This is a genomic window from Streptomyces sp. NPDC034103, assembly GCF_055575395.1.
Map to the genome: position 1 here is coordinate 46,873 of NZ_JBVISS010000005.1, position 22,601 is coordinate 69,473.

Sequence of the window (22,601 nt, forward strand, 5' to 3'; positions counted from 1 at the left end):
ATGTCAGGCGTGTGAGGACGCAGAGGTTAGGTTGTGGGGTGCCGGAAGAGGGAGGGTCACGAGCAGGTGGAGCGCAGGACGATCGGGGCGGCGGCGCTCTCGGTGGGGGAAGTCGGACTCGGGTGCATGCCGATGAGCTGGGCCTACAGCGGGTCGCGGCAGCGCGGCGAGGAGTCGGTCAGGGCCGTGCACCGGGCGCTGGATCTGGGCTCCACACTGCTGGACACGGCCGACATGTACGGCCCGTTCACCAATGAGCTGCTGCTGGGGCGGGTCCTGAAGGAGCGGCGCCAGGACGCCTTCGTGTCGACGAAGGTGGGTCTGCTGGTCGGCGAGCAGCACATCGTGGCCAACGGCCGCCCCGGTTATGTGCGGCGGGCGTGCGACGCCTCCCTGCGGCGGTTGCAGACGGACGTGATCGACCTCTACCAGCTGCACCGCGCCGACCCCGAGGTCCCGGTCGAGGAGACCTGGGGCGCGATGGCGGAGCTCGTCCGGGCCGGTAAGGTGCGGTCGCTGGGCCTGTGCGCGATGGGTGCGCGCGGTGGGCGCCGCTCGGGGGCCCGGCTGCACGACGCGACGATCCGCCAGCTCCAGCGCGTCCAGCAGGTCTTTCCGGTGAGCGCGGTGGAGGCGGAGCTGTCGGTCTGGTCCCCCGAGGCGCTGGAGGCGCTGCTGCCGTGGTGCGAGGCGCGCGGGATCGGCTTCCTGGCGGCGATGCCGCTGGGCAACGGCTTCCTGACCGGCACCCTCATCCCCGGCGAGGGCTTCGAACCGGACGACGTCCGCGCCCGCCATCCCCGCTTCACCGCCGAGATGATGGCCGCCAACCAACCCATCGTCGCCGGCCTGCGCCGCATCGCCGCCCGCCACGGCGACACCGTCACCCCGGCCCAGATCGCCCTCGCCTGGGTCCTCTCCCGCGGCCGGCACGTCATCCCGATCCCGGGCGCCAAGCACGAGCGCTGGGTGACGGAGAACGCGGCCGCGGCCGCACTTCGCCTGTCCACGGAGGATCTGACGGAGGTGGCGGAGCTGCCGGGGGCGCTGGGGTCCTGGGACTGAGGGGGCCGCGGGGGTGGGCCCGGGGGTGGTGGGCCGGGGCCCGGTGTCAGGCGCCGGAGTTCGCGGAGGCTCGGTGTTCGGGCCCCGGAGTCGAGCAGCTCGACGTTCCGATCACGGGGACGCGGCGGTCCAGCCCGGCCCGGCGCCCGATCCGTGGCCCTCGCGTCACCTCCCCCGGACCGGGAACCCGGGTGTCGGGCGGCACCTCCCCGCATCGGGTCCTGGAGATCGGGAACCTGGGAGGCGCGAGCGGTGTAAGAACAGTAGAACTCGCCGCGTCGAAGGGACCGAGATCGTGCAACGTCGAGTGGTGACGGCCGTGTTGGCCGTGAGCACCCTCCTGCTGACGGCCGGCTGCTCGTCGGACGGCGGCCCGGGAGAAGGCCCCGCGACAGGCGGGACACCCCCCAGCAGTACGGCCGCCCCGTCCTCCCCCACCCGGCAGGCCGCCGAGGAGACACCGCCCGCGAAGGGCACCGCGAAGGTGCTGCGCACGGTCGCCACCGGGTTGGACACCCCGTGGGGCCTGGCCCCGCTGCCCGACGGCGACCTGCTGGTCTCCTCCCGTGACGAGGCGACGATCACCCGGGTCGACGCGGAGACGGGCAAGAAGACCGAGCTGGGAGAGGTGCCCGGGGTCTCCCCCGCCGGCGAGGGCGGGCTCATGGGCCTCGCGCTGTCGCCGGACTACGCCTCGGACCACCTGGTCTACGCCTACTTCACCTCGGCCTCGGACAACCGCGTCGTGCGCATGCTGTACGAGGAGAAGAAGCCCGCCGGTGAACAGCTCGGCGCGCCCGACACCCTCTTCAAGGGCATCCCCAAGGGCTTCATCCACAACGGCGGCCGGATCGCCTTCGGCCCCGACAAGATGCTGTACGCGGGCACGGGCGAGAGTGGCGACACCGGCCTGTCCCAGGACGAGAAGTCCCTGGGCGGCAAGATCCTGCGGATGACCCCGGAGGGCGACCCGGCCCCGGGCAACCCCCTCCCGGACTCCCCGGTGTATTCGCTGGGGCACCGCAATGTGCAGGGCCTGGCCTGGGACGCCAGACAGCGTCTGTTCGCCTCGGAGTTCGGCCAGGACACCTGGGACGAGCTGAACGCGATCAAGCCGGGCGACAACTACGGCTGGCCGGAGGCCGAGGGCAGGACGGACGACCAGGAGTTCCACAGCCCGGTGTCCCAGTGGGCCACGGACGACGCCTCCCCCAGCGGTATCGCGTACGCGGAGGGTTCGATATGGATGGCGGGCCTGAAGGGCCAGCGTCTGTGGCGCATCCCTCTGAAGGGCACGGAGGCCGCCGCCGACCCGCAGGCCTTCCTGGAGGGCGAGTACGGCCGGCTGCGCACGGTGGTGTCGGCGGGCGGCGACAAACTGTGGCTGGTCACCAGCAACACGGACGGCCGGGGCGACCCCGGGCAGGACGACGACCGGATCCTGGAGGTGCAGGTGAGCTGACCGCGAGCGGCTCCGCCGCCGCCCCGGTCACCCCTCGGACGGCTCCTCGGCCGTCGTGGGCCGTACGACGACCTTGCCGGACGCCAGGTCTATCGGTCCGTGTCCGGGATCGCTGTCGCCGACGTCCTCCCGTGTCAGTTCCAGCCGGTTCTCTTCGTCCCGGGTGTGTTTGCGACCCGGTGCGAACAGTTCCTCAAAGGCGTTGAACACAGGATCTCCCTCGGGCGGCGTCTTTGACAGCGTAAGCCTGATGCCGCGCGGTCGAAGGGTGAGCTTGTTCGCCCCCCCTCCACGGCGGGGCCTCACCCCGCCGTACGACCGGTGAGCGGCTCCGACGGGAACAGCCCCAGCCGGTGGGCGACCGCCGCCGCCTCGCCCCGGCCCGAGACGCCGAGCTTGGCCAGGATGTTCGACACATGGACGCTGGCCGTCTTCGGGGAGATGAACAGTTCCTCGGCTATCTGGCGGTTGGTGCGGCCGGCGGAGACCAGGCGCAGCACGTCGCGTTCCCGGCCGGTCAGTCCGAGGGCCTCGGCGGGATCGGCGGGGGCCAGGGCTCGCTGCGGGGCGTGGGTCAGGATGAGGCGGGCCCGCTGGGCGAGGTGGGTGACGGCGTCGACCAGCGGTCGGGCGCCGAGATGGCGGGCGACGGCCAGGGCGAGCCGGAGCAGCTCGGTGGCCCGGTCGCGTTCGTTCTCGCCGCCGGTGGTCAGGAGGGCCTCGGCGAGGCGGTGGCGGACGAGGGCCAGGTCGTAGGGGCGGTCCAGGGGCTCGAAGGCCGCGGTCACCTCGGACCAGTCCTCGGGGTCACTGGTGCCCTCGGCGCGCAGGAGTTCGGCGCGGACCCAGCGCTCGTAGGCCTGCCAGACGGGGGCGTTGGTGGCCAGCAATCTGGCGGTCCGGCGGATGCGTTCGAGGAGTGCGGCGCGGCCGGGGGCGGCGGCGGGCAGACCGAGGGCGTCGGCCTCCATGGTGGCGGCGGTCAGCAGGAGGGGCCAGGCGTAGCGCTGGGTGTCGGGCGGGAAGCCGGTGTCCATGGCGCGTTCGAGTTCGGCTCGGGCGTCCAGGAGGCGGCCCTCGCCGGCGGCGACGCCGATGGCGACGCGGGCGAGGGGGATCTCGTTCTGCGGTGGGCGGTCGTGGCTGCCGAAGTGGCCGCGGGAGGCGCTCAGTTGTCGGCCGGCCTCGGCCAGGTCGCCCCTGGCGAGGGCGAGTTCGGCGCGCAGGAGGGCGTGGAAGCCGCTGGGCTTGGCGCTCTGTCCGGCGCGTCCCGCCTTGGTGGCGGCTTCGGCGGCCTCGTCCCAGCGGCCCAGGCTGCACAGGGACTCGGCGAGGTTGCCCCAGGCCCAGGCCTCGCTCTCCGTCAGGCCGTACCGCCGGGTGTAGGCGAGGCCCTCCTCCAGGACGGGTACGGCGTCGGCGGAGCGTCCGACGGCTTCGAGGGCGTCCGGGAGGTTGACGTAGACGCGGGCGGCGACGGCGGAGAGGCCGCGTTCGACGGTCTGCCGCTTGACCTCCAGCATCTCGGCGAGGCCTGTCTCGATGTCGCCGGCGTGGACCCTGAGGCTGCCGAGGGTGAGCCGGGCGTTCATCTCGATCTCGTCGGCGCCGAGCATGCGCGCGTACTCCACGGCGCGCTCGGCGGCGGAGAAGGCGTCCGGGCCGGGCACGTGGACCATGGACCAGTTGGCGACGTTGGCGAGGACCTCGGCGTGCACCTCGGAGGGCGGCAGACCGCGGACCAGGTCCTGGGCGGTGGCCAGTTCCCGCCAGCCGTCGCCGCGGGACAGTCCCGACATCAGCCGGGAGCGCTGGACCCAGAACCAGGCGCTGCGCAGCGGATCACCCTCCTCCTCCAGGAGGTGCAGCGCACGCTTGGTGATCTTCAGGGCGCGTTCCCGCTCGCCGCAGAGCCGGCCGGCGACGGCGGCCTCGGCCATCAGGTCGAGGTAGCGCAGCGGGGTGGTGGCGGGGTCACAGCCGCAGGGCGGGTAGACCTCGGTGTAGTCGACGGGGCGCAGGGCGGCCCGGACGTCCTCGGGGGTGGTGTCCCACAGCTCCATCGCGCGTTCCAGGAGCCGCAGTTGTTCGGAGTAGGCGTGCCGGCGGCGGGCGGTGACCGAGGCGTCCAGGACGGCGGGCAGGGCCTTGGCGGCGTCGTGGGCGTGGTACCAGTAGGTGGCCAGGCGCATGACGCGGCCGTCGGCGGCCACGAGTGCGGGGTCGGCCTCCAGGGCCTCGGCGTAGCGGCGGTTGAGGCGGGAGCGTTCGCCGGGCAGCAGGTCGTCGCTGACGGCCTCGCGGACCAGGGAGTGGCGGAAGCGGTAGCCGTCGCCGTCGGGTGCGGCGGTGAGGATGTTGGCGTTGACGGCGGCCCGCAGCGCCTCGATGAGGTCGTCCTCGGCGAGTCCCGCGACGGCGGCGAGCAGCCGGTACTCCACGGTGGAGCCGCCCTCGGCGACCACCCGGGCGACCCGCTGGGCGCTCTCGGGCAGTCCCTCGACGCGGACCAGGAGCAGGTCGCGCAGGGAGTCGGTGAGGCCGGCGCAGCAGCTGTCGTGGCCGGAGACGGCCAGTTCCTCCACGAAGAAGGCGTTGCCGTCGGAGCGTTCGAAGATGTCGTCGACCTGGGCGGGGGCGGGTTCGCAGGCGAGGATGCCGGCGATCTGGCGGCCGACCTCGGTGCGGTTGAGGCGGCCGAGTTCGAGGCGGCGGACGGTGCGCAGCCGGTCGAGTTCGGCGAGCAGAGGGCGCAGCGGGTGGCGGCGGTGGATGTCGTCGGCGCGGTAGGTGGCGAGGACGACGAGGCGGCCGGTGCGCAGGGTGCGGAAGAGGTAGGCGAGGAGGTGGCGGGTGGAGGCGTCGGCCCAGTGCAGGTCCTCCAGGGCGACGACGACCGTGCGGTCGGCGGCGACGCGTTCCAGGAGGCGGGCGGTGAGTTCGAAGAGGCGGCCCATGCTCTGTTCGTCGTGGCGTCCCGAGGGTGCCTCGCCCAGTTCCGGCAGCAGCCGGGCGAGTTCCTCCTCCTGTCCGGCGGCCGCGGCGGCCAGCTCCTCGGGCAGTTCGCGGCGCAGGGCGCGCAGGGCGGTGGAGAACGGGGCGAAGGGCAGCCCGTCGGCGCCGATCTCGACACAGCCGCCGAGCACGACGAGCGCGCCCTCGCCGCCGGCGGCGGTGGCGAACTCCTCGACGAGCCGCGTCTTGCCGACGCCGGCCTCGCCACCGATGAGCAGTGCCTGGGGCTCGCCCCCGGCGGCTCGGGCGAGCGCGTCGCGCAGGACGGTCAACTCTTCGGTGCGGCCGACGAACACGGGACTCACGGACCTGGTCTCCACGGGCCCGAGCATCGCACGGGTGTCCGACAGGGCCGCAGCGGTTTTCACGCGGGGCGTGATCATGGCCGCATCCCTCGCACGCGGAACGGATGCCTCCGGCGCGACACCGCTCGACGCCGCCCCGGCGTGCGGGACGGCGTCGGTCGTGGTGTGCGTGCGGGAGGCGGGTGTACCGGAGACGGCTGTGCCGGGATCCGGTTTCTCGTGTGGTCCGGAGATCCGGTTCTCGTGTGGTCCGGAGATCGGGTTCTCGTGTGGTCCGGTGATCCGGAGGACGGCCGCGGTCAGGTGACCTCTACGGCCGTCCTCCTTGCCCGGGTTCACGCGGCGCGCGGGAACCGGAGCCGCCGGGGGCTCCAGGTATGCACCTCGCCCTCGGTCTCGTGGCGGAGTGCCGCGCGGCGGGCCGCTCGACGGCTGCGGACCGCCTCGCGGGCCAGCCGCTCCTGCGCGGCCTGACGGAGCAGTTCGGCGGAACGGAGCTGGGAGAGCTCGTACTCGTACATGGTGTCCCCTTGGAGAGTCGGTTTCGTGCTTCGCTTTCTGCGATGCCTCAACCTTCGCCTCCCAGGCGGGTCCGCCACATCGGGAGAGTTCCGCATCTTGGGCCGCTCCAGGGGCCTTAGACACGCCTAAGGGGCCTCAGGACGCGGCGTAAGGTGCTCCACGCCGCCCTAAGACCCCCCGGGACCTGCGGTGACTCAGCTCGCCGACGGCAGGCTGACCAGTACGTCGCTGTACTTGAGCACGGCGATCAGCAGCCCGATGACGCCGAGCGAGACGCCCGCCCAGGCGACGGACCTGATCCACGCGGCCTGCGGCTTGCCGGGCGCCCCGAAGGCGGGCCGGACCAGCACGAAGACGCCGACCAGCAGGGCGACCAGGGCGAAGACCCCGGCGTACAGGGCCTGGACGTTCCAGACGTCGCCGTAGCCCTCCTTCAGCAGCGTCGCGACGCTGGAGTTCTGCGAGGAGTTCTGGAGCTGGCTGAGCAGGTTCTCCTTCTGCGCGGCCACCGAGCCGATCCAACCGCCGGTGAGCGAGACGAGACCGAGCGCGGCGGACACGACGGCACCCGCGCCCTGACCGACTCCGGAGGGACCCTCCTGCCCGTCGACGACGGTCTCGTTGACGACGACGGTCTCGCCGTCCTCCAGGGCGCCGTCCTCGGCGTCGGCCCCCGTCACCCCGTCGGTGCCGGCGTCGCTCTTCGTGACGTCCACGTTCTCCTCATCGGTCGTCGCCTCGGGGCCCGTCTCGGCCCCGGTCTGGTCAGCAGTCCTGGTTCCCATACCTCGCACCGTACGGACGCAGTCTGAGAGGTCTCTTAATGATCGCTGTGGGCGGCACGCGCGCGTGCCTCACGCCATTCGGGCGCCAGCACCGACCACACCTCGAGATCGTGCCGCACCCCACGATAGAGCTGGCCCTCGCGGCGGACGCCGTCGCGGGTCATGCCGAGCCGTCGGGCCACGTTCAGGCTGGGGGTGTTGCCGGCCGCGGCGACCCATTCGACGCGGTGGATGCCGCGCCGCTCGACGGCGAAGTCGATGAGCACCCGCATCGCGCGCGTGACCAGTCCGCGCCCGGTACCGGCGGGTTCCAGCCAGCAGCCGACCTCGCAGTTGCCTTGGTCGGCGTCGAAGTTCAGGAAGAGCACCCCGCCCACCAGCCTCCCCTCCAGCCACAGGCCGTGCAGGGAGCCGGTGTCGGCGGCGCGCATGTCGGCGTAGCGCTGGAGCACCTCGCGGGCGCCGACGACGTCCTGCGCCTTGGAGCCGAAGGGGACGTACTGGTTGATGAACTCCCGCCCGCGGTCCAGGTGTGCCAGGAACTCCTCGGCGTGCCAGGGCTCCAGGGGCCGCAGCTCGACGTCGTCACCCAGCGATATCGCGTACATCCTCGTCCCGCTCCCTCTCCAGCTCCGCCACGACGTCGTCCAGCCTTTCACGGGCCGGGCGGCATTCGGGCGGCTCGATGCTGATGCGCGGCATCCGGCGGTCCAGCCAGCCCGGCAGCCACCAGTTGGCGCCGCCGAGCAGGTGCATGAGGGCGGGCACCAGCAGGGTGCGCAGCACGAAGGCGTCCAGGGCGACGGCGGCGGCGAGCGCGATGCCGAACATGGCGATCACGCGGTCGCCGCTGAGGACGAAGGCGAGGAAGACCGAGATCATGATGACCGCGGCGGAGTTGATGACCCGGCTGGTCTCGGCGAGGCCCACCCGTACGGCCCGCCGGTTGTCGCCGGTCTCCAGCCACTCCTCGTACATCCGGCTGACCAGGAAGACCTGGTAGTCCATGGAGAGCCCGAAGAGGACCGACACCATGATCACGGGGAGGAAGGGTTCGATCGGTCCCGCGCGGCCGAGGCCGAGGAACTCGCTGCCCCAGCCCCACTGGAAGACCGCGACGACGATCCCGAAGGCGGCGGCCACCGCGGCGACGTTCATCGCGGCGGCCTTCAGCGGGATGCCGACGGACCGGAAGGCGAGCAGGAGCAGCAGACAGCCCAGGCCGATGACGACCCCGACGAACAGGGGCAGCTTGCCGACGATGACCTCGGCGAAGTCGTCGTACGAGGCCGTGACCCCGCCGACCTGGATGTCGAGGGAGGTGCCGGTCTCGGCGCGCGGCAGCACCTCGGTGCGCAGCCGGTCGACGAGGTCGCTGGTCCGCTGGGACTGCGGGGACGAGGTCGGGACGATCGTGAAGTACCCGGTGTCGCCGCCGGTGTTGTAGGTCACCGGGGTGGCGGAGGCGACGCCCTCGGTGGTGCGGATGGTGGCGTCGAGGTTGTCGAGGAGCAGCTTGTCCTCGGCGCCGTCGACGTGGGTCACCAGGGTGAGGGGGCCGTTGACGCCGGGGCCGAAGCCGTCGGCGAGGAGGTCGTAGGCCTGGCGGGTGGTGGCGGACTCGGGGTCGTTGCCCTGGTCGGAGGTGCCGAGGTGGAGGCCCAGGGTGGGCAGGGCCAGGACGGTCATGACGACCAGCGCGACCGCACCGAGCAGCTTGGGGTGCCGTTCCACGAACGCCGACCAGCGTGCGGCGAGCCCGGTGGGCAGTTCGGGCTGGGGGCCGTGCTCGTCCAGGTGCCGCCGCTCGCGCCGGCTCAGTGCCCGCATGCCGATGAGGGAGAGCAGAGCCGGCAGCAGCGTGACGGAGGCCGCGACCGTGAGGACGACGGTGAGGGAGGCGGCGATCGCGACGCCGTTGAGGAAGCCGAGCCGGAGGATCAGCATCCCCAGCAGGGCGATGCAGACCGTGGCACCCGCGAAGACGACGGCCCGTCCGGTGGTGGCGACGGCGTTGGTGACGGACTCGGGCACGCTCAGTCCGCGTTTGAGTCCGCGCCGGTGTCGGGTGACGATGAACAGGGCGTAGTCGATGCCGACGCCGAGACCGATCAGCATGCCGAGCATGGGCGCGAAGTCGGCGACGGTCATGGCGTGCCCGAGCAGCACGATGCCGGCGTAGGCGGTGCCGACGCCGACCAGCGCGGTGGCGATGGGCAGCAGCGAGGCGGCGAGGGAGCCGAAGGCGAGGAACAGCACGAGCGCGGCGACGACCACCCCGACGGCCTCGGCCAGATGCCCGCCGCTGGACTCGGTGAGCGCGATCGCGCCGCCGCCCAGCTCCACCTGGAGCCCGTCGCCCTGGGCGGCCTTGGCCGCGGTGACCACGGCCCGCGCCTCGGCCTTGTCGATGTCGTCGGCCGGGTTGTCGAAGGTGACCGTGGCGTACGCGGTGCGGCCGTCCTCGCTGATCCGGGCGGCGCCCTGGTCGTCGTAGGGGCCGACGACGGCGGCCACGCCGGGCAGGTCGGCGATCTCGTCGAGGGTCCGGGTCATGGTCTGCTCGACGGTGGAGGCGCGGACGGTGCCGGTGGGGGTGTGCCAGACGACGGTGTCGCTGTCGCCGCCGAGGCCGGGGAAACCGTCCTGGAGCAGCTGGGTGGCGCGGCCCGACTCGGTGCCGGGGACCTCGTAGTCGTTCGAGTACGCCGAGCCCGCGACGGCGGCGGCCGCGGTGACCCCGCCGAAGGCGAGCAGCCACAGCAGGACGGTGACGAGGCGGCGCTGGACACACCAGCGTGCGAGGGCTGCCACGAATCGTGCTCCCGGGTGGATGTGTGGATCTTTGACCGGGAACAGTCGTCCATGGTGTGAACAGCCCGCAAAGAACGCATGAGCAATGCGCGGACCACTCTTGCAGCCAAAAGTGATCGTTTATGCGGTTCGTGGGCTTATTCACAGGAGTGGGAGGCAGATCACAGGACAGTAACGGTCACTCTGTCATGTCAGTCGAACTGGTCGCCCAGCGCCATCACCATCACGCCCGCGATCAGCAGCCACAGGGCTCTGCGGGTCCGGCCCCGGGAGCCGAGAAGCGCCGCCAGCGCGCAGACGGCGGCACCGAGGCCGTAGGCGGCCGGGACCAGTGCGGGGGCGGCGTCGCTCAGCCGCAGTGCCGACGCGGCCAGACCGGCGAGGGCGAGCAGGGCGCCGGTGCCCGACGCCGTCCAGCGGGCCCGCCGGGCGTCCAAGACCTGGTCGTCGTACTCCCCCTGTATGTCGGGCTCGGAATTCGCAGGACCGTTCATGGCGGGCGAGCGTAGCGTGTTCCGCTGAGAGAACCCGGGCCCGTCCGGCCCATGACCGAAGCAGGTGCGTTGTTTGAGCGTCCGACCGAGCTCCGCCGTATCCCTTTTCCGTCCTCTCGGACTCAAGGAGCCCGTTCACCGATGCCAGACATCACCACCCCGGGGACCTCGGATGAGGCCCTCACCCAGCGGCTGACCCACGCCCGCTACCCCCGCAGCAACACCTACGACGTCCGCTGGGTCATCGACAACCAGATGGGCCCGAACGCGCTGTGGTTGCTGGAGTGGCTCGCGCCCGTGCTCGGCCTGGACACCCTGCGCCCCTGCGCCCGCGTCCTCGACCTCGGCTGCGGCCGGGCGATGACCTCGGTCTTCCTGGCCAGGGAGTACCACGCCCAGGTCACCGCGGCCGACCTGTGGGTCACGCCGGACGAGAACGCGCGGCGCGTCACCGAGGCCGGTTTCGCCGACCGGGTGCTGCCCGTGCACGCCGAGGCGCACGACCTGCCGTTCGCCGAGGGCGGCTTCGACGCGATCGTGAGCGTCGACGCCTACCAGTACTTCGGGACGAACGATCTGTATCTGCCCACCCTGACCCGGCTGCTGAAGCCGGGCGGGCGGATCGGGGTGGTCGTGCCGGCGCTGCGGGAGGAGCCGGCGGGGGTCGAACCGCCGGAGCACCTCAAGCCGTACTGGGACCCCGGTTACTGGGCGTTCCACTCCGCCGAGTGGTGGCGTCGCCACTGGACCCGCTCCGGGGCCGTGGAGGTCGAGGCCGCCGACTGGCAGGAGGACGGCTGGCGGGACTGGCTGCTGTGGTGCGACGTGATCGCCGAGGAGAGCCCGGAGGAGTTCCATCGCACCATGGCCCGCGAGGTCGGCGAGATGGTGCGCGTCGACCAGGGCCGCACGCTGGGGTTCGTACGGGTCGTAGGACGCCGTAAGTAGCGAACGCCACGGCCCCGGAGGGGATCCCTCCGGGGCCGTACGCGGGTGAGGGCTCAGCCCTCGCTGACGCCCAGCTTCTCCAGGATCAGTTCCTTGACGCGGGCCGCGTCGGCCTGACCGCGGGTCGCCTTCATGACGGCGCCGACCAGGGCGCCGGCCGCGGCGACCTTGCCGGAGCGGATCTTGTCGGCGATGCCCGGGTTGCCGGCGATGGCCTCGTCGACGGCGGTGCCCAGGGCGCCCTCGTCGGAGACGACCTTCAGACCGCGCTTGTCGACGACCTCGTCCGGGGTGCCCTCGCCCGCGAGGACGCCCTCGATGACCTGACGGGCCAGCTTGTCGTTGAGGTCACCCTTGGCGACGAGCTCGGTGACCCGGGCGACCTGCGCCGGGGTGATCGCCAGTTCGTCGAGCGCCTTGCCCGACTCGTTGGCGCTGCGGGCCAGTTCACCCATCCACCACTTGCGGGCGGAGGCCGCGTCGGCACCGGCGTCGATGGTGGCGACGATCAGGTCCAGCGCACCGGCGTTGAGGATCGCCTGCATGTCCAGGGCCGTGATGCCCCACTCCGCGACGAGCCGGTTGCGGCGCACCAGCGGCAGCTCGGGCAGAGCCGCCCTGATCTCCTCGACCCACTCGCGCGAGGGGGCCACCGGGACGAGGTCCGGCTCGGGGAAGTACCGGTAGTCCTCGGCCTCCTCCTTGACCCGGCCCGAGGTCGTGGACCCCGTGTCCTCGTGGAAGTGCCGGGTCTCCTGGACGATCGTCCCGCCGCTGCTCAGGACCGCGGCGTGCCGCTGGATCTCGAAGCGGGCCGCGCGCTCCACGGACCGCAGGGAGTTGACGTTCTTCGTCTCCGAGCGCGTGCCGAACTTCTCGCGGCCGTGCGGGCGCAGCGACAGGTTCACGTCGCAGCGCATCTGGCCCATCTCCATGCGGGCCTCGGAGACGCCGAGCGCCTTGATGACCTCGCGCAGCTCCCGGACGTACGCCTTGGCGACCTCGGGGGCGCGCTCGCCGGCGCCCTCGATCGGCTTGGTGACGATCTCGATGAGCGGGATGCCGGCGCGGTTGTAGTCCAGCAGGGAGTGGGACGCGCCGTGGATGCGGCCGGTGGCGCCGCCGACGTGGGTCGACTTGCCGGTGTCCTCCTCCATGTGGGCGCGCTCGATCTCCACGCGGAAGGTCTCCCCGTCCTCCAGCTGGACGTCGAGGTAGCCGTTGAAGGCGATCGGCTCGTCGTACTGGGAGGTCTGGAAGTTCTTCGGCATGTCCGGATAGAAGTAGTTCTTCCGGGCGAAGCGGCACCACTCGGCGATCTCGCAGTTCAGCGCGAGACCGATCTTGATCGCCGACTCCACGCCGGTCGCGTTGACGACCGGGAGCGCGCCGGGCAGGCCGAGGCAGACGGGACAGGTCTGCGTGTTGGCGTCCCTACCGAGTTCGGTCGAGCAGCCGCAGAACATCTTGGTCTTGGTGCCGAGTTCGACATGGACCTCAAGGCCCATGACGGGGTCGTACGACGCGAGTGCGTCCTCGTACGACACCAGGTCGGTCGTGGTGGTCACGGTGAAACTTCCCTCTCAGCCCAGCAGGACGTCGTCGTCGCCCAGCCGCTTCAGCTCGCGGTACAGGATGGCGAGGCCGGTGACGATCGCGACCGCGGAGACGGTGGCGTCGATCAGGACGAGCGTGTCCTTCTCGGCGCGGGCCTTCCTGAGCCGCTTGGCGACGCCGATCGCGCCGAACGCGGTTCCGGCGATGGACAGGTACGTACCGGACTTGGACTTCTTGAAGTCCTTCGCCTTGGTCAGCTTGCTCACAGCGACGGTGCCTCCTCCAGGAGCGGGTGCCCCCACTTTTCCACGAAGGCGGCCTCGACGGCGGCGCCGACCTTGTAGAGCCGGTCGTCCTTCAGGGCCGGGGCGATGATCTGGAGACCCACGGGCAGGTTGTCCTCGGGCGCCAGACCGCACGGCAGCGACATGGCCGCGTTGCCCGCCAGGTTGGTCGGGATGGTGCACAGGTCGGCGAGGTACATCGCCATCGGGTCGTCGGCGCGCTCACCGATCGGGAAGGCGGTGGTGGGTGTCGTGGGCGACACGATCACGTCCACCTGCTCGAACGCCTTCTCGAAGTCGCGCGTGATGAGCGTGCGGACCTTCTGCGCGGAGCCGTAGTAGGCGTCGTAGTACCCGCTCGACAGGGCGTACGTGCCGAGCATGATGCGGCGCTTGACCTCGGGGCCGAAGCCCGCCTCACGGGTGAGGGAGGTGACCTCCTCGGCCGAGTGGGTGCCGTCGTCGCCGGTCCGCCGGCCGTAGCGCAGGCCGTCGAAGCGGGCGAGGTTGGAGGAGCACTCGGAGGGCGCGATCAGGTAGTACGCGGAGAGCGCCAGGTCGAAGGACGGGCAGTCCAGCTCGACGATCTCGGCGCCCAGCTCCTTGAGGAGGGCGACCGACTCGTCGAAGCGCTGGATGACACCGGCCTGGTAGCCCTCGCCGCGGAACTGCTTCACGACACCGACGCGCATGCCCTCGACGCTGCCGTTGCGGGCGGCCTCGACGACCGGCGGGACCGGGGCGTCGATGGACGTGGAGTCGAGCGGGTCGTGCCCGGCGATGACCTCGTGCAGGAGCGCCGCGTCCAGGACCGTACGGGCGCAGGGCCCGCCCTGGTCGAGGGAGGAGGAGAAGGCGACCATGCCGTAGCGGGAGACCGCGCCGTACGTCGGCTTCACACCGACCGTGCCGGTGACCGCGGCCGGCTGGCGGATGGAGCCGCCGGTGTCGGTGCCGATGGCGAGGGGGGCCATGTGCGCGGCCAGCGCGGCGGAGGAACCGCCGCCGGAACCGCCGGGGATGCGGGTGAGGTCCCAGGGGTTGCCGGTCGGGCCGTAGGCGCTGTTCTCCGTCGAGGACCCCATGGCGAACTCGTCCATGTTGGTCTTGCCGAGGATGACCACGTCGGCGGCCTTCAGACGCTTGGTGAGGGTGGCGTCGTACGGCGGGATCCAGCCCTCGAGGATCTTCGAGCCGACGGTCGTCGGGATGCCCTCGGTGGTGAAGATGTCCTTCAGCGCGAGGGGCACACCGGCGAGCGGACCGAGCTTCTCGCCCCGCTCGCGCTTGTCGTCGACGGCGCGGGCCTGCGCGAGGGCGCCCTCGCGGTCGACGTGCAGGAAGGCGTGCACCTTCTCGTCGACGGCCTCGATACGGGCCAGGTGGGCCTCGGTGACCTGGACCGCGGTGAGCTCGCCGGAGGCGATCTTCTCGGCGGTCTCGGCGGCGGTGAGCTTGATGATGTCCGTCATGACTTCTTAGTCCTCCCCCAGGATCTGCGGCACCTTGAAACGCTGCTGCTCCTGGGCCGGGGCGCCGGAGAGCGCCTGCTCGGGTGTGAGCGACGGACGGACCTCGTCAGCCCGCATGACGTTCGTCAGCGGGAGCGGGTGCGAGGTCGGCGGTACGTCTTGGTCGGCGACCTCACTGACGCGTGCGACCGCGCCGATGATGTCGTCCAGCTGTCCCGCGAAGTGCTCGAGCTCTTCGGGCTTCAGCTCCAGACGCGCCAGCCGTGCGAGGTGGGCGACCTCCTCGCGCGTGATGCCAGGCATGCAGCGATCCTCTGGGTGAGTGCGTGTGGTTCGGGCGGGGCTAGCCGTGACGGCTGGTCCCAATCCTATGGGGCGCCGCTGTGTGCCCGTGAAACGGTTTCCCCGGGATCAGTGCCGCCCGTCCCAGGTCTCGCTCCTCAGGAAGTGGTTGTCGTAGAGCTCCTGGACCTCCAGCAGGCTCTCCGGACGGGCCTCGCCGAGGCGGATGCGCTGGAGGTGGCGGAAGTACTCGAAGCGTTCGACGCCCGGGGTGATCACGATCAGCAGGTCGGCGGTGGCGCCGGGGACGGCGGCGAAGGCGTGGGGTCTGCCCGGCGGGACGATGACCAGGTCACCGGCCTCGGCGGTGACGATGTCATCGCCGGACAGGAGCTCCGCCGCACCGTCGAGCAGGAAGAACATCTCGGCGGAGTGGTGGTGCAGATGCGGTTTCGCGCCGTCGGCCCCCTCGCCGAGGGTGACCCGCACGGTGGACAGCGCGCCGCCGGACGCACTGCTGTCGGCCAGCAGCTTCACGGCCACGGGAGCGCCGCCGAGGGTCTCGGCCTCGGCGTCCCGCACGATCACGGACTCGTCGAACTTCGGTACGAACAGCGACATCTGTCATCCCCCTGGTGACCGGTGCGGACTCGACGCCCACCACCAGGATCCCCGGAAGGTGCCGCCGGGTGCTACTCGTCGGCGGCGGCCGCCGGCAGCGCCGCCCTCGGCCGCTGCCACCCGCGCGAACCGCGCGCCCGCAGCCAGGCCGTCGCCTCCTCCGCGGGCATGGCCGCCGCGACCAGCCAGCCCTGTACGGCGTCACAGCCCAGGTCGCGCAGCCGCTCCCAGGTCTCGTCGTCCTCGACGCCCTCGGCGACGACGAGCAGGCCCAGCGAATGCGCGAGGTCGACCGTGCAGCGCACGATCGCGGCGTCCTCGGTGTCCACGGCCAGCCGGGCGACGAAGGAGCGGTCGATCTTCAGCTCGCTGACGGGCAGCCGCCGCAGATGGACCAGCGAGGAGTAGCCGGTACCGAAGTCGTCGAGGGACATCTTCACGCCGTGCCCGGTCAGGCCGGCGAGGGTGTCGGCGGCGCGCTGCGGGTCCTCCAGGAGCACGTGCTCGGTGATCTCCAGCTGGAGCGAGCCGGCGGGGACGCCGTGCCGGGCGAGCCGGGCGGCGACCGAGCCGGCGAAGCCGGGGGTGTGGACATCACGAGGGGAGACGTTCACGGCGACCGGGACGTACAGGCCCTGGGCCCGCCATACGGCGACCTGCGCGAGGGCGGTGTCGAGGACGTACTCCGTGAGGTGCGGCATCAGCCCGGAGGACTCGGCGATCGCGATGAACTCGTCCGGGGGCACCCTCCCGCGCTCCGGGTGCACCCAGCGCACCAGGGCCTCCAGGCCCGCCACCTGTCCGTCGAAGCGGACCTTGGGCTGGTAGTGCAGTTCGACCTCGTGCGCGTCGAGGGCCCGGCGCAGGTCGCCCAGGAGACCGAGGCGGTCCGGGGTGTTGGAGTCCCGCTTGGACTCGTAGACCTCGACGCCCGTACGGTCCCGCTTCGCCTGGTACATCGCCACGTCGGCCCGGCGCAGCAGCCCCTCGGCCTCCAGGGCGTGGTCGGGGAAGACGGCGACTCCGGCGCTGGCCTCCAGGACGAGGGTGAGCCCGTCCAGGTCGAGCGGTGAGCTGAGGGCCGCGACGAGGCTCCGGGCGACGCGGGTCGCGGACGTCGTGGAGTCGGCGACGGGAAGTAAGACGGCGAACTCGTCACCGCCGAGCCGCGCGGCCTCCGCTCCGCGCGGCAGGGCCCGCTGGAGCCGGTCGGCAATCTGGAGCAGCAGCCGGTCGCCGGCCAGGTGACCCAGGGTGTCGTTGACCGAGCGGAAGCGGTCGAGGTCGATGAGCATCAGGGCGGACCGGGCGCCAATGCGCTCGGCGTCGTCCAGGGCGCTCCAGGTGCGTTCCAGCAGCCACTGCCGGTTGGGGAGCCCGGTCAGCGGGTCGCGCAGTTGCTCCTCCGCCCGGGCCCGCGCTATCCACAGGGTGGAGTCGAGGGCGATGAGCGGGATCGCGAACAGCGGCAGCAGCACCGGTTTGGCGACGGCGACGACGCAGACCAGCGGTGCGATACCGAGCAGCGCGACCGCGACCAGGCCCTGTCTGACCAGGGCGGTACGGGCGACGGTGGGCACCGCGCCGGTGCGCGGCGCGTGCAGGTGCCACAGCAGGGTGCGGGTGACCGCGAGATAGGCGACCGCGACGAGGATCACCTCGGGGGCGGTGTAGAGCGACCAGCTGTCCGGGTTCCAGGGGGTCTCGACCGACGGGACACGGCCGAAGACGGCCAGCACCAGGGCCCCGGCACCGATGCCGAGGATGTCCACCGCGCCGTGCAGGACGCCCTGCCGCCAGCGGTGGCGTCTGGCTGTGCCGACCAGGACGACGACGGTGAGGCTGACCATGCCGGCCGGCACCCAGCCGTACAGCACCAGCACGGCGAGGGTGAGGGCGGCGCCCGAGCCGGTGCCGCCCCACCAGCGGGCACGGCCGAGCGCGACCAGGTGGCCGACGATGACGCCGGTCAGCACGGCCAGGGACCAGCCGACGGTGCCGGACGGGAAGAGCGCCTGGCTGCCGGTGAAGGCCCGGTAGAAGCCGGCGCCGAGGACGAACCCGGCGACCGCGACGACCGCCGTGGGCAGGGCGGGCCAGGACAGGTGCCGTTCGGGTCCGACGCCCGGGATACCGGAGACGTGCTCGGCGGTGGGCGGGGCGGGCGGGCGTTCGGCCACGGCGGTGTACGGTCCGGCGACGCGTGCCTCCTCGCCCGGACGTGTCACGGACCGCGGCGCTCGCCGGCTCCCCCGCCAGGCGCCGGTCATCCGGCGCAGCCGTGAGTCCGGGGCGGCGCTCTCGGTCGGTTCCATTCCCGTCCCTCTCACAGCCGGCGGTGCCCACGCCACACGGCCCGTTGCCCGACAAACCCGCTACGGCGCCGCGTTGGAAAACCCTTCCCTCTGCTCCTGAGGAGCAAAGGGATGCCCCCACCGCAGCTGGGCACGGCAGGCGCACATCTCAACAGTAGGCCGCAGAAGGCTTCCACGGGCAGCGGTCGTCGACGGTTGCCCGAATGCGCCCCGACCACCCGTATGCATCTGGTATGCGCCGATCGGGTGGCCTTCAACCGCTGCTCCGCCTGTTCGTCGACTGCTTCTCGCCTACTCCTGGATCGCCAGCGCGACGTCGGCGGCGGCCTCGGGACCCTGTTCCAGCAGGACGTCGAAGCCGTCCTCGTTCAGAACCGGCACCTTGAGCTGCATCGCCTTGTCGTACTTCGAGCCAGGATTGTCACCCACAACGACGAAAGACGTCTTCTTCGAAACCGAACCGGTCACTTTCGCCCCACGGCTTTGCAGGGCCTCCTTGGCGCCGTCGCGGGTGTAGCGCTCCAGGGTGCCGGTGACGACGACCGTGAGGCCTTCGAGCGGACGCGGCCCCTCGTCCTCGCCCGCGGTCTCCTCCTCCATGCGGACGCCGGCGGCCCGCCACTTGCGGAGGATCTCCTGGTGCCACTCCTCGGCGAACCACTCCTTGAGCGACTTCGCGATGATCCCGCCGACGCCGTCGGTGCCGGCCAGCTCCTCCTCCGTCGCCTGCTCGATGCGCTCGATCGAGCGGAACTCACGGGCCAGCGCCTCGGCCGCGACCGGGCCGACATGCCGGATCGACAGCCCGGTGAGAACACGGGCGAGCGGGCGCTCCTTGGCCGCGGCGATGTTCTCCAGCATCGCGACCGCGTTCTTCTTCGGCTCGCCCTGCTGGTTGGCGAAGACCGTGGCGATCTTCTCCTCGCCGGTCTTCGGGTCGCGCTTGGGCAGTCCGCTGTCCTGGTCGAGGACGTACGCCTTGATGGGGAGCAGCTGCTCGATGGTCAGGTCGAACAGGTCGCCCTCGTCCTTCAGCGGCGGCTCGGCGGGCTCCAGCGGCTTGGTGAGGGCCGCCGCGGCGACGTATCCGAAGTGCTCGATGTCCAGCGACTTGCGGCCGGCGAGGTAGAACAGACGCTCGCGCAACTGGGCGGGGCAGCCCTGCCCGTTGGGGCAGCGCAGATCGACGTCGCCCTCCTTCATCGGCCGCAGCGCCGTGCCGCACTCGGGGCACTCGCTCGGCATCACGAACTCGCGCTCGTCGCCGTCCCGCAGGTCCACGACCGGACCGAGGATCTCGGGGATGACGTCACCGGCCTTGCGGATCACCACGGTGTCGCCGATCAGCACGCCCTTGGCCTTGACGACGTCCTGGTTGTGCAGGGTGGCGAACTCCACCTCCGAGCCCGCGACCGTGACGGGTTCGACCTGGGCGTAGGGCGTGACCCGGCCCGTACGGCCCACGCCCACACGGATGTTGATGAGCTTGGTGTTGACCTCTTCGGGCGCGTACTTGTAGGCGATCGCCCAGCGCGGCGCGCGCGAGGTGGAGCCGAGGCGTCCCTGGAGCGGGATCTCGTCCAGCTTGACGACCGCGCCGTCGATCTCGTGCGCCACGGAGTGCCGGTGCTCGCCGAAGTACGCGATGAACTCCCGTACCCCGTCGAGGTCGTCGACGACCCTGTTGTGCTGGGCGGTGGGCAGGCCCCACTCCTTGAGCAGGTCGTAGGCCTGGGACAGACGGGTCATGCCGTCGAAGCCCTCCAGGGCGCCGATGCCGTGGACGACCATGTGCAGGGGCAGGGTCGCCGTGACCTTCGGGTCCTTCTGCCGCAGCGAACCCGAGGCGGAGTTGCGGGGGTTGGCGTACGGCTTCTCACCGGCCGCCAGGCGGCGGGCGTTGAGGCCCTCGAAGGCCTCCATCGGGAAGTAGACCTCGCCGCGGATCTCGACGAGGCTCGGCACCCGGTCGCCCTTCAACCGGTGCGGGATCTCGGCGATCGTCATCACATTGGGCGTGATGTCCTCGCCGATCCGCCCGGTGCCCCGCGTGGCCGCGCGGGTGAGCCTGCCGTTCTCGTAGGTCAGATTCACCGCCAGGCCGTCGATCTTGAGCTCGCACAGGAAGTGGTGGTCCGAGGTACCGACGTCCTTGTGGACGCGCTCGACCCATGCGGCGAGCCCCGCGTCGTCGAAGACGTTGTCGAGCGACAGCATGCGTTCGCGGTGCTCGACCTTGGCGAGGTCGGTCTCGAACTCGACGGCGACCTTCTGCGTCGGCGAGTCCGGTGTGCGCAGCTCGCTGTACTCCTCCTCCAGCGCCTCGAGCGACCGCAGGAGCTGGTCGAACTCCGCGTCGCTGACGACCGGAGCGTCCTGCACGTAGTACCGGAAGCGGTGCTCCTCGATCTGCTCAGCGAGCTTCGCGTGCTGCTCCCGTGCCTCGGCGGGCACCGTCGTCTCCGCTTGCTTGTCGCCGGCCACCGTGTGGTCCTCCCGTTACTCTGGGTTGTCCGCGAGGGATCTCGCCGCCTGGGCGCAGTGGGCGAGAGCCTCCCGCGCGTAGCTCGGGGAGGCGCCCGCGAGCCCGCACGCCGGAGTGATGGTGACCGCCTCCGCGAGAAGCCCGGGATGCAGCCCCAACCTGCGCCACAGCGTTCTGACACCCATGACGCTACCGGCAGGGTCTGACAATGCCGTGTCCGTGCCGGGTACGACACCGGTGAAGAGCCGGGTGCCGCTCTCGACCGCCTCACCGATCGCGTCGTCGTCACGCTCGGTGAGCAGACCGAGGTCGAAGGAGACGGCCGCCGCGCCCGCTCTGCGCAGCAGCGCGAACGGGACGTCCGGTGCGCACGAGTGGACCACGACGGGTCCGTCACCGTGAACCCCGACGACATCGCGGAGGGCGGCTTCGATGACCTGCCGGTCGACGGCGCGGTGGGTCCGGTAGCCGCTGGCGGTCCTCACCTGGCCGCGGAGCACCGCGACGAGGGAGGGCTCGTCGAGCTGGAGGACGACCTGGGCACCGGGTACCCGGCGCCGTACTTCCGCGAGGTGCTCACGCAGGCCCTCGGCGAGGGAATCGGCGAGGTCGCGGCAGGCGCCGAGGTCGGAGAGAGCGGACTCGCCGTTCCTGAGCTCCAGCGCGGCGGCGAGGGTCCAGGGACCGACGGCCTGCACCTTGAGCGGGCCCTCGTAGCCCTGGGTGAACTCCTCCAGCGCGTCCAGGTCTTCATTGAGCCAGGACCGGGCGCGCTTGGTGTCCCGGCCGGGCCGGTCCCCGATCCGCCAGCCGCTGGGCTCCACGCGCGCGAAGACCTCGACGAGCATCCCGGCGGTCCGCCCGATCATGTCCGCGCCGGGTCCGCGCGCGGGCAGCTCGGGCAGGAACGGGAAGTCCTCGAAGGACCCGGTGGCCGTCCTGGCGGCCTCCCTGGCGTCACCGCCGGGCAGGGAGCCGATGCCGGTGGCGGGGGCGAAGGTGAACTGACTGTCTGCACTCACCGGGACAGCGTATGCAACCCTCCGACCGGACCCGGTCGCCGGAGCACGGAAGGCCTCACCCCGGGTACGCGCCGTACCGTGTCAGGAAGTCCAGCAGCCGCTCGGGCTCGGCGACCTGGAGGTTGTTGCCGTAGTCCGCCCAGGAGACCTCGGTGCGGCCGTGGTAGCTGCCGCTGCCGATGAACTCGGCGTCGACGTCCAGCAGGGCGATGGTCAGGGAGCCGTGGCAGCGGCAGCGGTCGTCGAGGAAGTTCCCCGCCGTGGTGAGCGCCCGCAGCTCCCCGAGGTCCGCCGGGTCCATGACCTCGCCGAGCACCCGGCGCCCGGCGAGCGGACTGCCGTCGTCCCCGCCCTCCAGGATCAGCGCGGCCTCGGTGCGGTCCCACACCCGCGCCAGCCAGACCCGTATCTCGTCGCCGCCCGTCACCTCGGGCATCCACCACTGGGTCATCGGCCGGGGCGGACCGTCAGGTCGTTGATCTCCGCGTCGCGGGGCAGGTCCAGCGCGGTCAGGAGGGCCGTCGCGACCGACTCGGGGTCGATCCACCGCGAGGCGTCGTACTCCTTGCCCTCCTGCTGGTGGACCTTGGCCTGCATGGGGCTGGCGGTGCGGCCGGGGTAGACCGAGGTGACGCGGACCCCGTGCGCGTGCTCCTCGTGGCGCAGGGAGTCCGCGAGGGCCTTCAGGCCGTGCTTGGAGGCCGCGTACGCGGACCAGTCGGCGTGGGCGTTCAGTCCGGCGCCCGAGTTCACGAAGACCACATGGCCGCGCGCCGCGCGGAGTGGGGGCAGGAAGTGGCGGGTCAGCTCGGCGGGTGAGACCAGGTTCACGTTGAGCTGGTGCCGCCAGGACTTCGGGGTGAGGTCGCCGACCGGACCGAGGTCCACCACGCCGGCGATGTGCAGCAGGGAGTCGACCCGGTCGGGCAGCGACTGGTGGGAGAAGGCCCAGGACAGCTTGTCGGGGTCCGCCAGATCGCCGACGAGGGTCCGCGCGCCGGGGAACTGGGCCGCCAGTTCCTTCGCCCGGCCCGCGTCGCGCGCGTGCAGCACGAGGTCGTCCCCGCGCGCGTGGAGGCGGCGGGCGACGGCCGCGCCGATGCCGGAGCCCGCCCCGGTGATCACATGAGTAGCCATGGGCGTCATCGTCGCA

The 22,601-nt window shown here is 71.7% G+C and carries 20 protein-coding genes; 3 read left to right on the forward strand and 17 right to left on the reverse strand.

Annotation, left to right across the window (positions count from 1 at the left end; translation table 11 throughout):
* Positions 1–66: 66 nt before the first annotated feature.
* Both ACZ56U_RS11975 and ACZ56U_RS11980 read left to right on the forward strand, forming a co-directional pair.
* Positions 67–1,065, forward strand: a complete 999-nt coding sequence (locus ACZ56U_RS11975) for an aldo/keto reductase (protein WP_469083918.1) — start codon at positions 67–69, stop codon at positions 1,063–1,065.
* Positions 1,066–1,360: 295 nt separating this feature from the next.
* Positions 1,361–2,527: a PQQ-dependent sugar dehydrogenase gene (locus ACZ56U_RS11980; protein WP_469083919.1), complete on the forward strand. Its 1,167-nt coding sequence runs from the start codon at positions 1,361–1,363 to the stop codon at positions 2,525–2,527.
* Between the two features lie 27 nt (positions 2,528–2,554).
* Here ACZ56U_RS11980 and ACZ56U_RS11985 read toward each other — a convergent pair whose 3' ends face one another.
* The 7 genes from ACZ56U_RS11985 to ACZ56U_RS12015 all read right to left on the reverse strand — a co-directional run bounded on the left by ACZ56U_RS11985 (position 2,555) and on the right by ACZ56U_RS12015 (position 10,462).
* A complete protein-coding gene (locus ACZ56U_RS11985; RefSeq protein WP_469083920.1) occupies positions 2,555–2,737 on the reverse strand; it encodes a DUF6191 domain-containing protein in 183 nt (60 codons plus the stop codon).
* A gap of 92 nt (positions 2,738–2,829) precedes the next feature.
* Positions 2,830–5,874 (reverse strand): helix-turn-helix transcriptional regulator, encoded by a 3,045-nt coding sequence (locus tag ACZ56U_RS11990; protein WP_469084273.1) that lies wholly within the window; start codon positions 5,872–5,874, stop codon positions 2,830–2,832.
* Between the two features lie 308 nt (positions 5,875–6,182).
* Positions 6,183–6,368, reverse strand: coding sequence for a hypothetical protein (locus tag ACZ56U_RS11995; RefSeq protein ID WP_469083921.1), 186 nt, complete (start codon positions 6,366–6,368; stop codon positions 6,183–6,185).
* Positions 6,369–6,563: 195 nt separating this feature from the next.
* Positions 6,564–7,154: a hypothetical protein gene (locus ACZ56U_RS12000; RefSeq protein ID WP_469083922.1), complete on the reverse strand. Its 591-nt coding sequence runs from the start codon at positions 7,152–7,154 to the stop codon at positions 6,564–6,566.
* A gap of 35 nt (positions 7,155–7,189) precedes the next feature.
* A complete protein-coding gene (locus ACZ56U_RS12005; protein WP_469083923.1) occupies positions 7,190–7,762 on the reverse strand; it encodes a GNAT family N-acetyltransferase in 573 nt (190 codons plus the stop codon).
* Entirely contained in the window at positions 7,740–9,968 is a 2,229-nt protein-coding gene (locus tag ACZ56U_RS12010) for an MMPL family transporter (RefSeq protein WP_469083924.1), read from the reverse strand. The genes ACZ56U_RS12005 and ACZ56U_RS12010 overlap by 23 nt, the downstream gene beginning before the upstream one ends.
* A 191-nt stretch (positions 9,969–10,159) precedes the next feature.
* The gene (locus ACZ56U_RS12015; protein WP_469083925.1) at positions 10,160–10,462 is read right to left on the reverse strand and encodes a hypothetical protein; all 303 of its coding nucleotides are present in this window, start codon (positions 10,460–10,462) and stop codon (positions 10,160–10,162) included.
* Positions 10,463–10,603: 141 nt separating this feature from the next.
* Between ACZ56U_RS12015 and ACZ56U_RS12020 the strand changes: the two genes are divergently transcribed.
* Complete coding sequence (locus ACZ56U_RS12020) at positions 10,604–11,410, forward strand: SAM-dependent methyltransferase (protein WP_469083926.1); 807 nt, start codon at positions 10,604–10,606, stop codon at positions 11,408–11,410.
* A gap of 53 nt (positions 11,411–11,463) precedes the next feature.
* Here ACZ56U_RS12020 and gatB read toward each other — a convergent pair whose 3' ends face one another.
* The 10 genes from gatB to ACZ56U_RS12070 all read right to left on the reverse strand — a co-directional run bounded on the left by gatB (position 11,464) and on the right by ACZ56U_RS12070 (position 22,594).
* Positions 11,464–12,978, reverse strand: coding sequence for an Asp-tRNA(Asn)/Glu-tRNA(Gln) amidotransferase subunit GatB (gene gatB / locus ACZ56U_RS12025; RefSeq protein ID WP_469083927.1), 1,515 nt, complete (start codon positions 12,976–12,978; stop codon positions 11,464–11,466).
* 15 nt (positions 12,979–12,993) lie between these two features.
* Positions 12,994–13,233, reverse strand: coding sequence for a hypothetical protein (locus tag ACZ56U_RS12030; protein ID WP_391232590.1), 240 nt, complete (start codon positions 13,231–13,233; stop codon positions 12,994–12,996).
* Positions 13,230–14,723: an Asp-tRNA(Asn)/Glu-tRNA(Gln) amidotransferase subunit GatA gene (gene gatA, locus ACZ56U_RS12035; protein ID WP_469083928.1), complete on the reverse strand. Its 1,494-nt coding sequence runs from the start codon at positions 14,721–14,723 to the stop codon at positions 13,230–13,232. The genes ACZ56U_RS12030 and gatA overlap by 4 nt, the downstream gene beginning before the upstream one ends.
* A gap of 6 nt (positions 14,724–14,729) precedes the next feature.
* Entirely contained in the window at positions 14,730–15,026 is a 297-nt protein-coding gene (gene gatC / locus ACZ56U_RS12040; RefSeq protein WP_007384860.1) for an Asp-tRNA(Asn)/Glu-tRNA(Gln) amidotransferase subunit GatC, read from the reverse strand.
* Positions 15,027–15,134: 108 nt separating this feature from the next.
* On the reverse strand, positions 15,135–15,626 hold the full coding sequence (locus tag ACZ56U_RS12045; RefSeq protein ID WP_469083929.1) for a cupin domain-containing protein: 492 nt from the start codon (positions 15,624–15,626) through the stop codon (positions 15,135–15,137).
* A 71-nt stretch (positions 15,627–15,697) separates the two neighbouring features.
* Complete coding sequence (locus tag ACZ56U_RS12050) at positions 15,698–17,941, reverse strand: putative bifunctional diguanylate cyclase/phosphodiesterase (RefSeq protein ID WP_469083930.1); 2,244 nt, start codon at positions 17,939–17,941, stop codon at positions 15,698–15,700.
* Between the two features lie 291 nt (positions 17,942–18,232).
* Complete coding sequence (gene ligA, locus ACZ56U_RS12055; RefSeq protein WP_469083931.1) at positions 18,233–20,425, reverse strand: NAD-dependent DNA ligase LigA; 2,193 nt, start codon at positions 20,423–20,425, stop codon at positions 18,233–18,235.
* A gap of 15 nt (positions 20,426–20,440) precedes the next feature.
* Positions 20,441–21,448, reverse strand: a complete 1,008-nt coding sequence (locus ACZ56U_RS12060; protein WP_469083932.1) for a methionine synthase — start codon at positions 21,446–21,448, stop codon at positions 20,441–20,443.
* A gap of 55 nt (positions 21,449–21,503) precedes the next feature.
* Positions 21,504–21,884: a hypothetical protein gene (locus ACZ56U_RS12065; protein WP_469083933.1), complete on the reverse strand. Its 381-nt coding sequence runs from the start codon at positions 21,882–21,884 to the stop codon at positions 21,504–21,506.
* 11 nt (positions 21,885–21,895) lie between these two features.
* Positions 21,896–22,594, reverse strand: a complete 699-nt coding sequence (locus ACZ56U_RS12070) for an SDR family oxidoreductase (protein WP_469083934.1) — start codon at positions 22,592–22,594, stop codon at positions 21,896–21,898.
* Between the last annotated feature and the right edge of the window lie 7 nt (positions 22,595–22,601).

Bases quoted from the DNA above. Each gene is read 5' to 3' on its own strand.
- ACZ56U_RS12015 (WP_469083925.1), bottom strand. From the start codon at position 10,462: ATGAACGGTCCTGCGAATTCCGAGCCCGACATACAGGGGGAGTACGAC.
- gatA (WP_469083928.1), bottom strand. From the start codon at position 14,723: ATGACGGACATCATCAAGCTCACCGCCGCCGAGACCGCCGAGAAGATC.
- gatC (WP_007384860.1), bottom strand. From the start codon at position 15,026: ATGCCTGGCATCACGCGCGAGGAGGTCGCCCACCTCGCACGGCTGGCG.
- ACZ56U_RS12050 (WP_469083930.1), bottom strand. From the start codon at position 17,941: ATGGAACCGACCGAGAGCGCCGCCCCGGACTCACGGCTGCGCCGGATG.
- ACZ56U_RS11990 (WP_469084273.1), bottom strand. From the start codon at position 5,874: ATGCTCGGGCCCGTGGAGACCAGGTCCGTGAGTCCCGTGTTCGTCGGC.
- ACZ56U_RS12065 (WP_469083933.1), bottom strand. From the start codon at position 21,884: ATGCCCGAGGTGACGGGCGGCGACGAGATACGGGTCTGGCTGGCGCGG.
- ACZ56U_RS11995 (WP_469083921.1), bottom strand. From the start codon at position 6,368: ATGTACGAGTACGAGCTCTCCCAGCTCCGTTCCGCCGAACTGCTCCGT.
- ACZ56U_RS12045 (WP_469083929.1), bottom strand. From the start codon at position 15,626: ATGTCGCTGTTCGTACCGAAGTTCGACGAGTCCGTGATCGTGCGGGAC.
- ACZ56U_RS12005 (WP_469083923.1), bottom strand. From the start codon at position 7,762: ATGTACGCGATATCGCTGGGTGACGACGTCGAGCTGCGGCCCCTGGAG.
- ACZ56U_RS12000 (WP_469083922.1), bottom strand. From the start codon at position 7,154: ATGGGAACCAGGACTGCTGACCAGACCGGGGCCGAGACGGGCCCCGAG.
- ACZ56U_RS12020 (WP_469083926.1), top strand. From the start codon at position 10,604: ATGCCAGACATCACCACCCCGGGGACCTCGGATGAGGCCCTCACCCAG.
- ACZ56U_RS12070 (WP_469083934.1), bottom strand. From the start codon at position 22,594: ATGACGCCCATGGCTACTCATGTGATCACCGGGGCGGGCTCCGGCATC.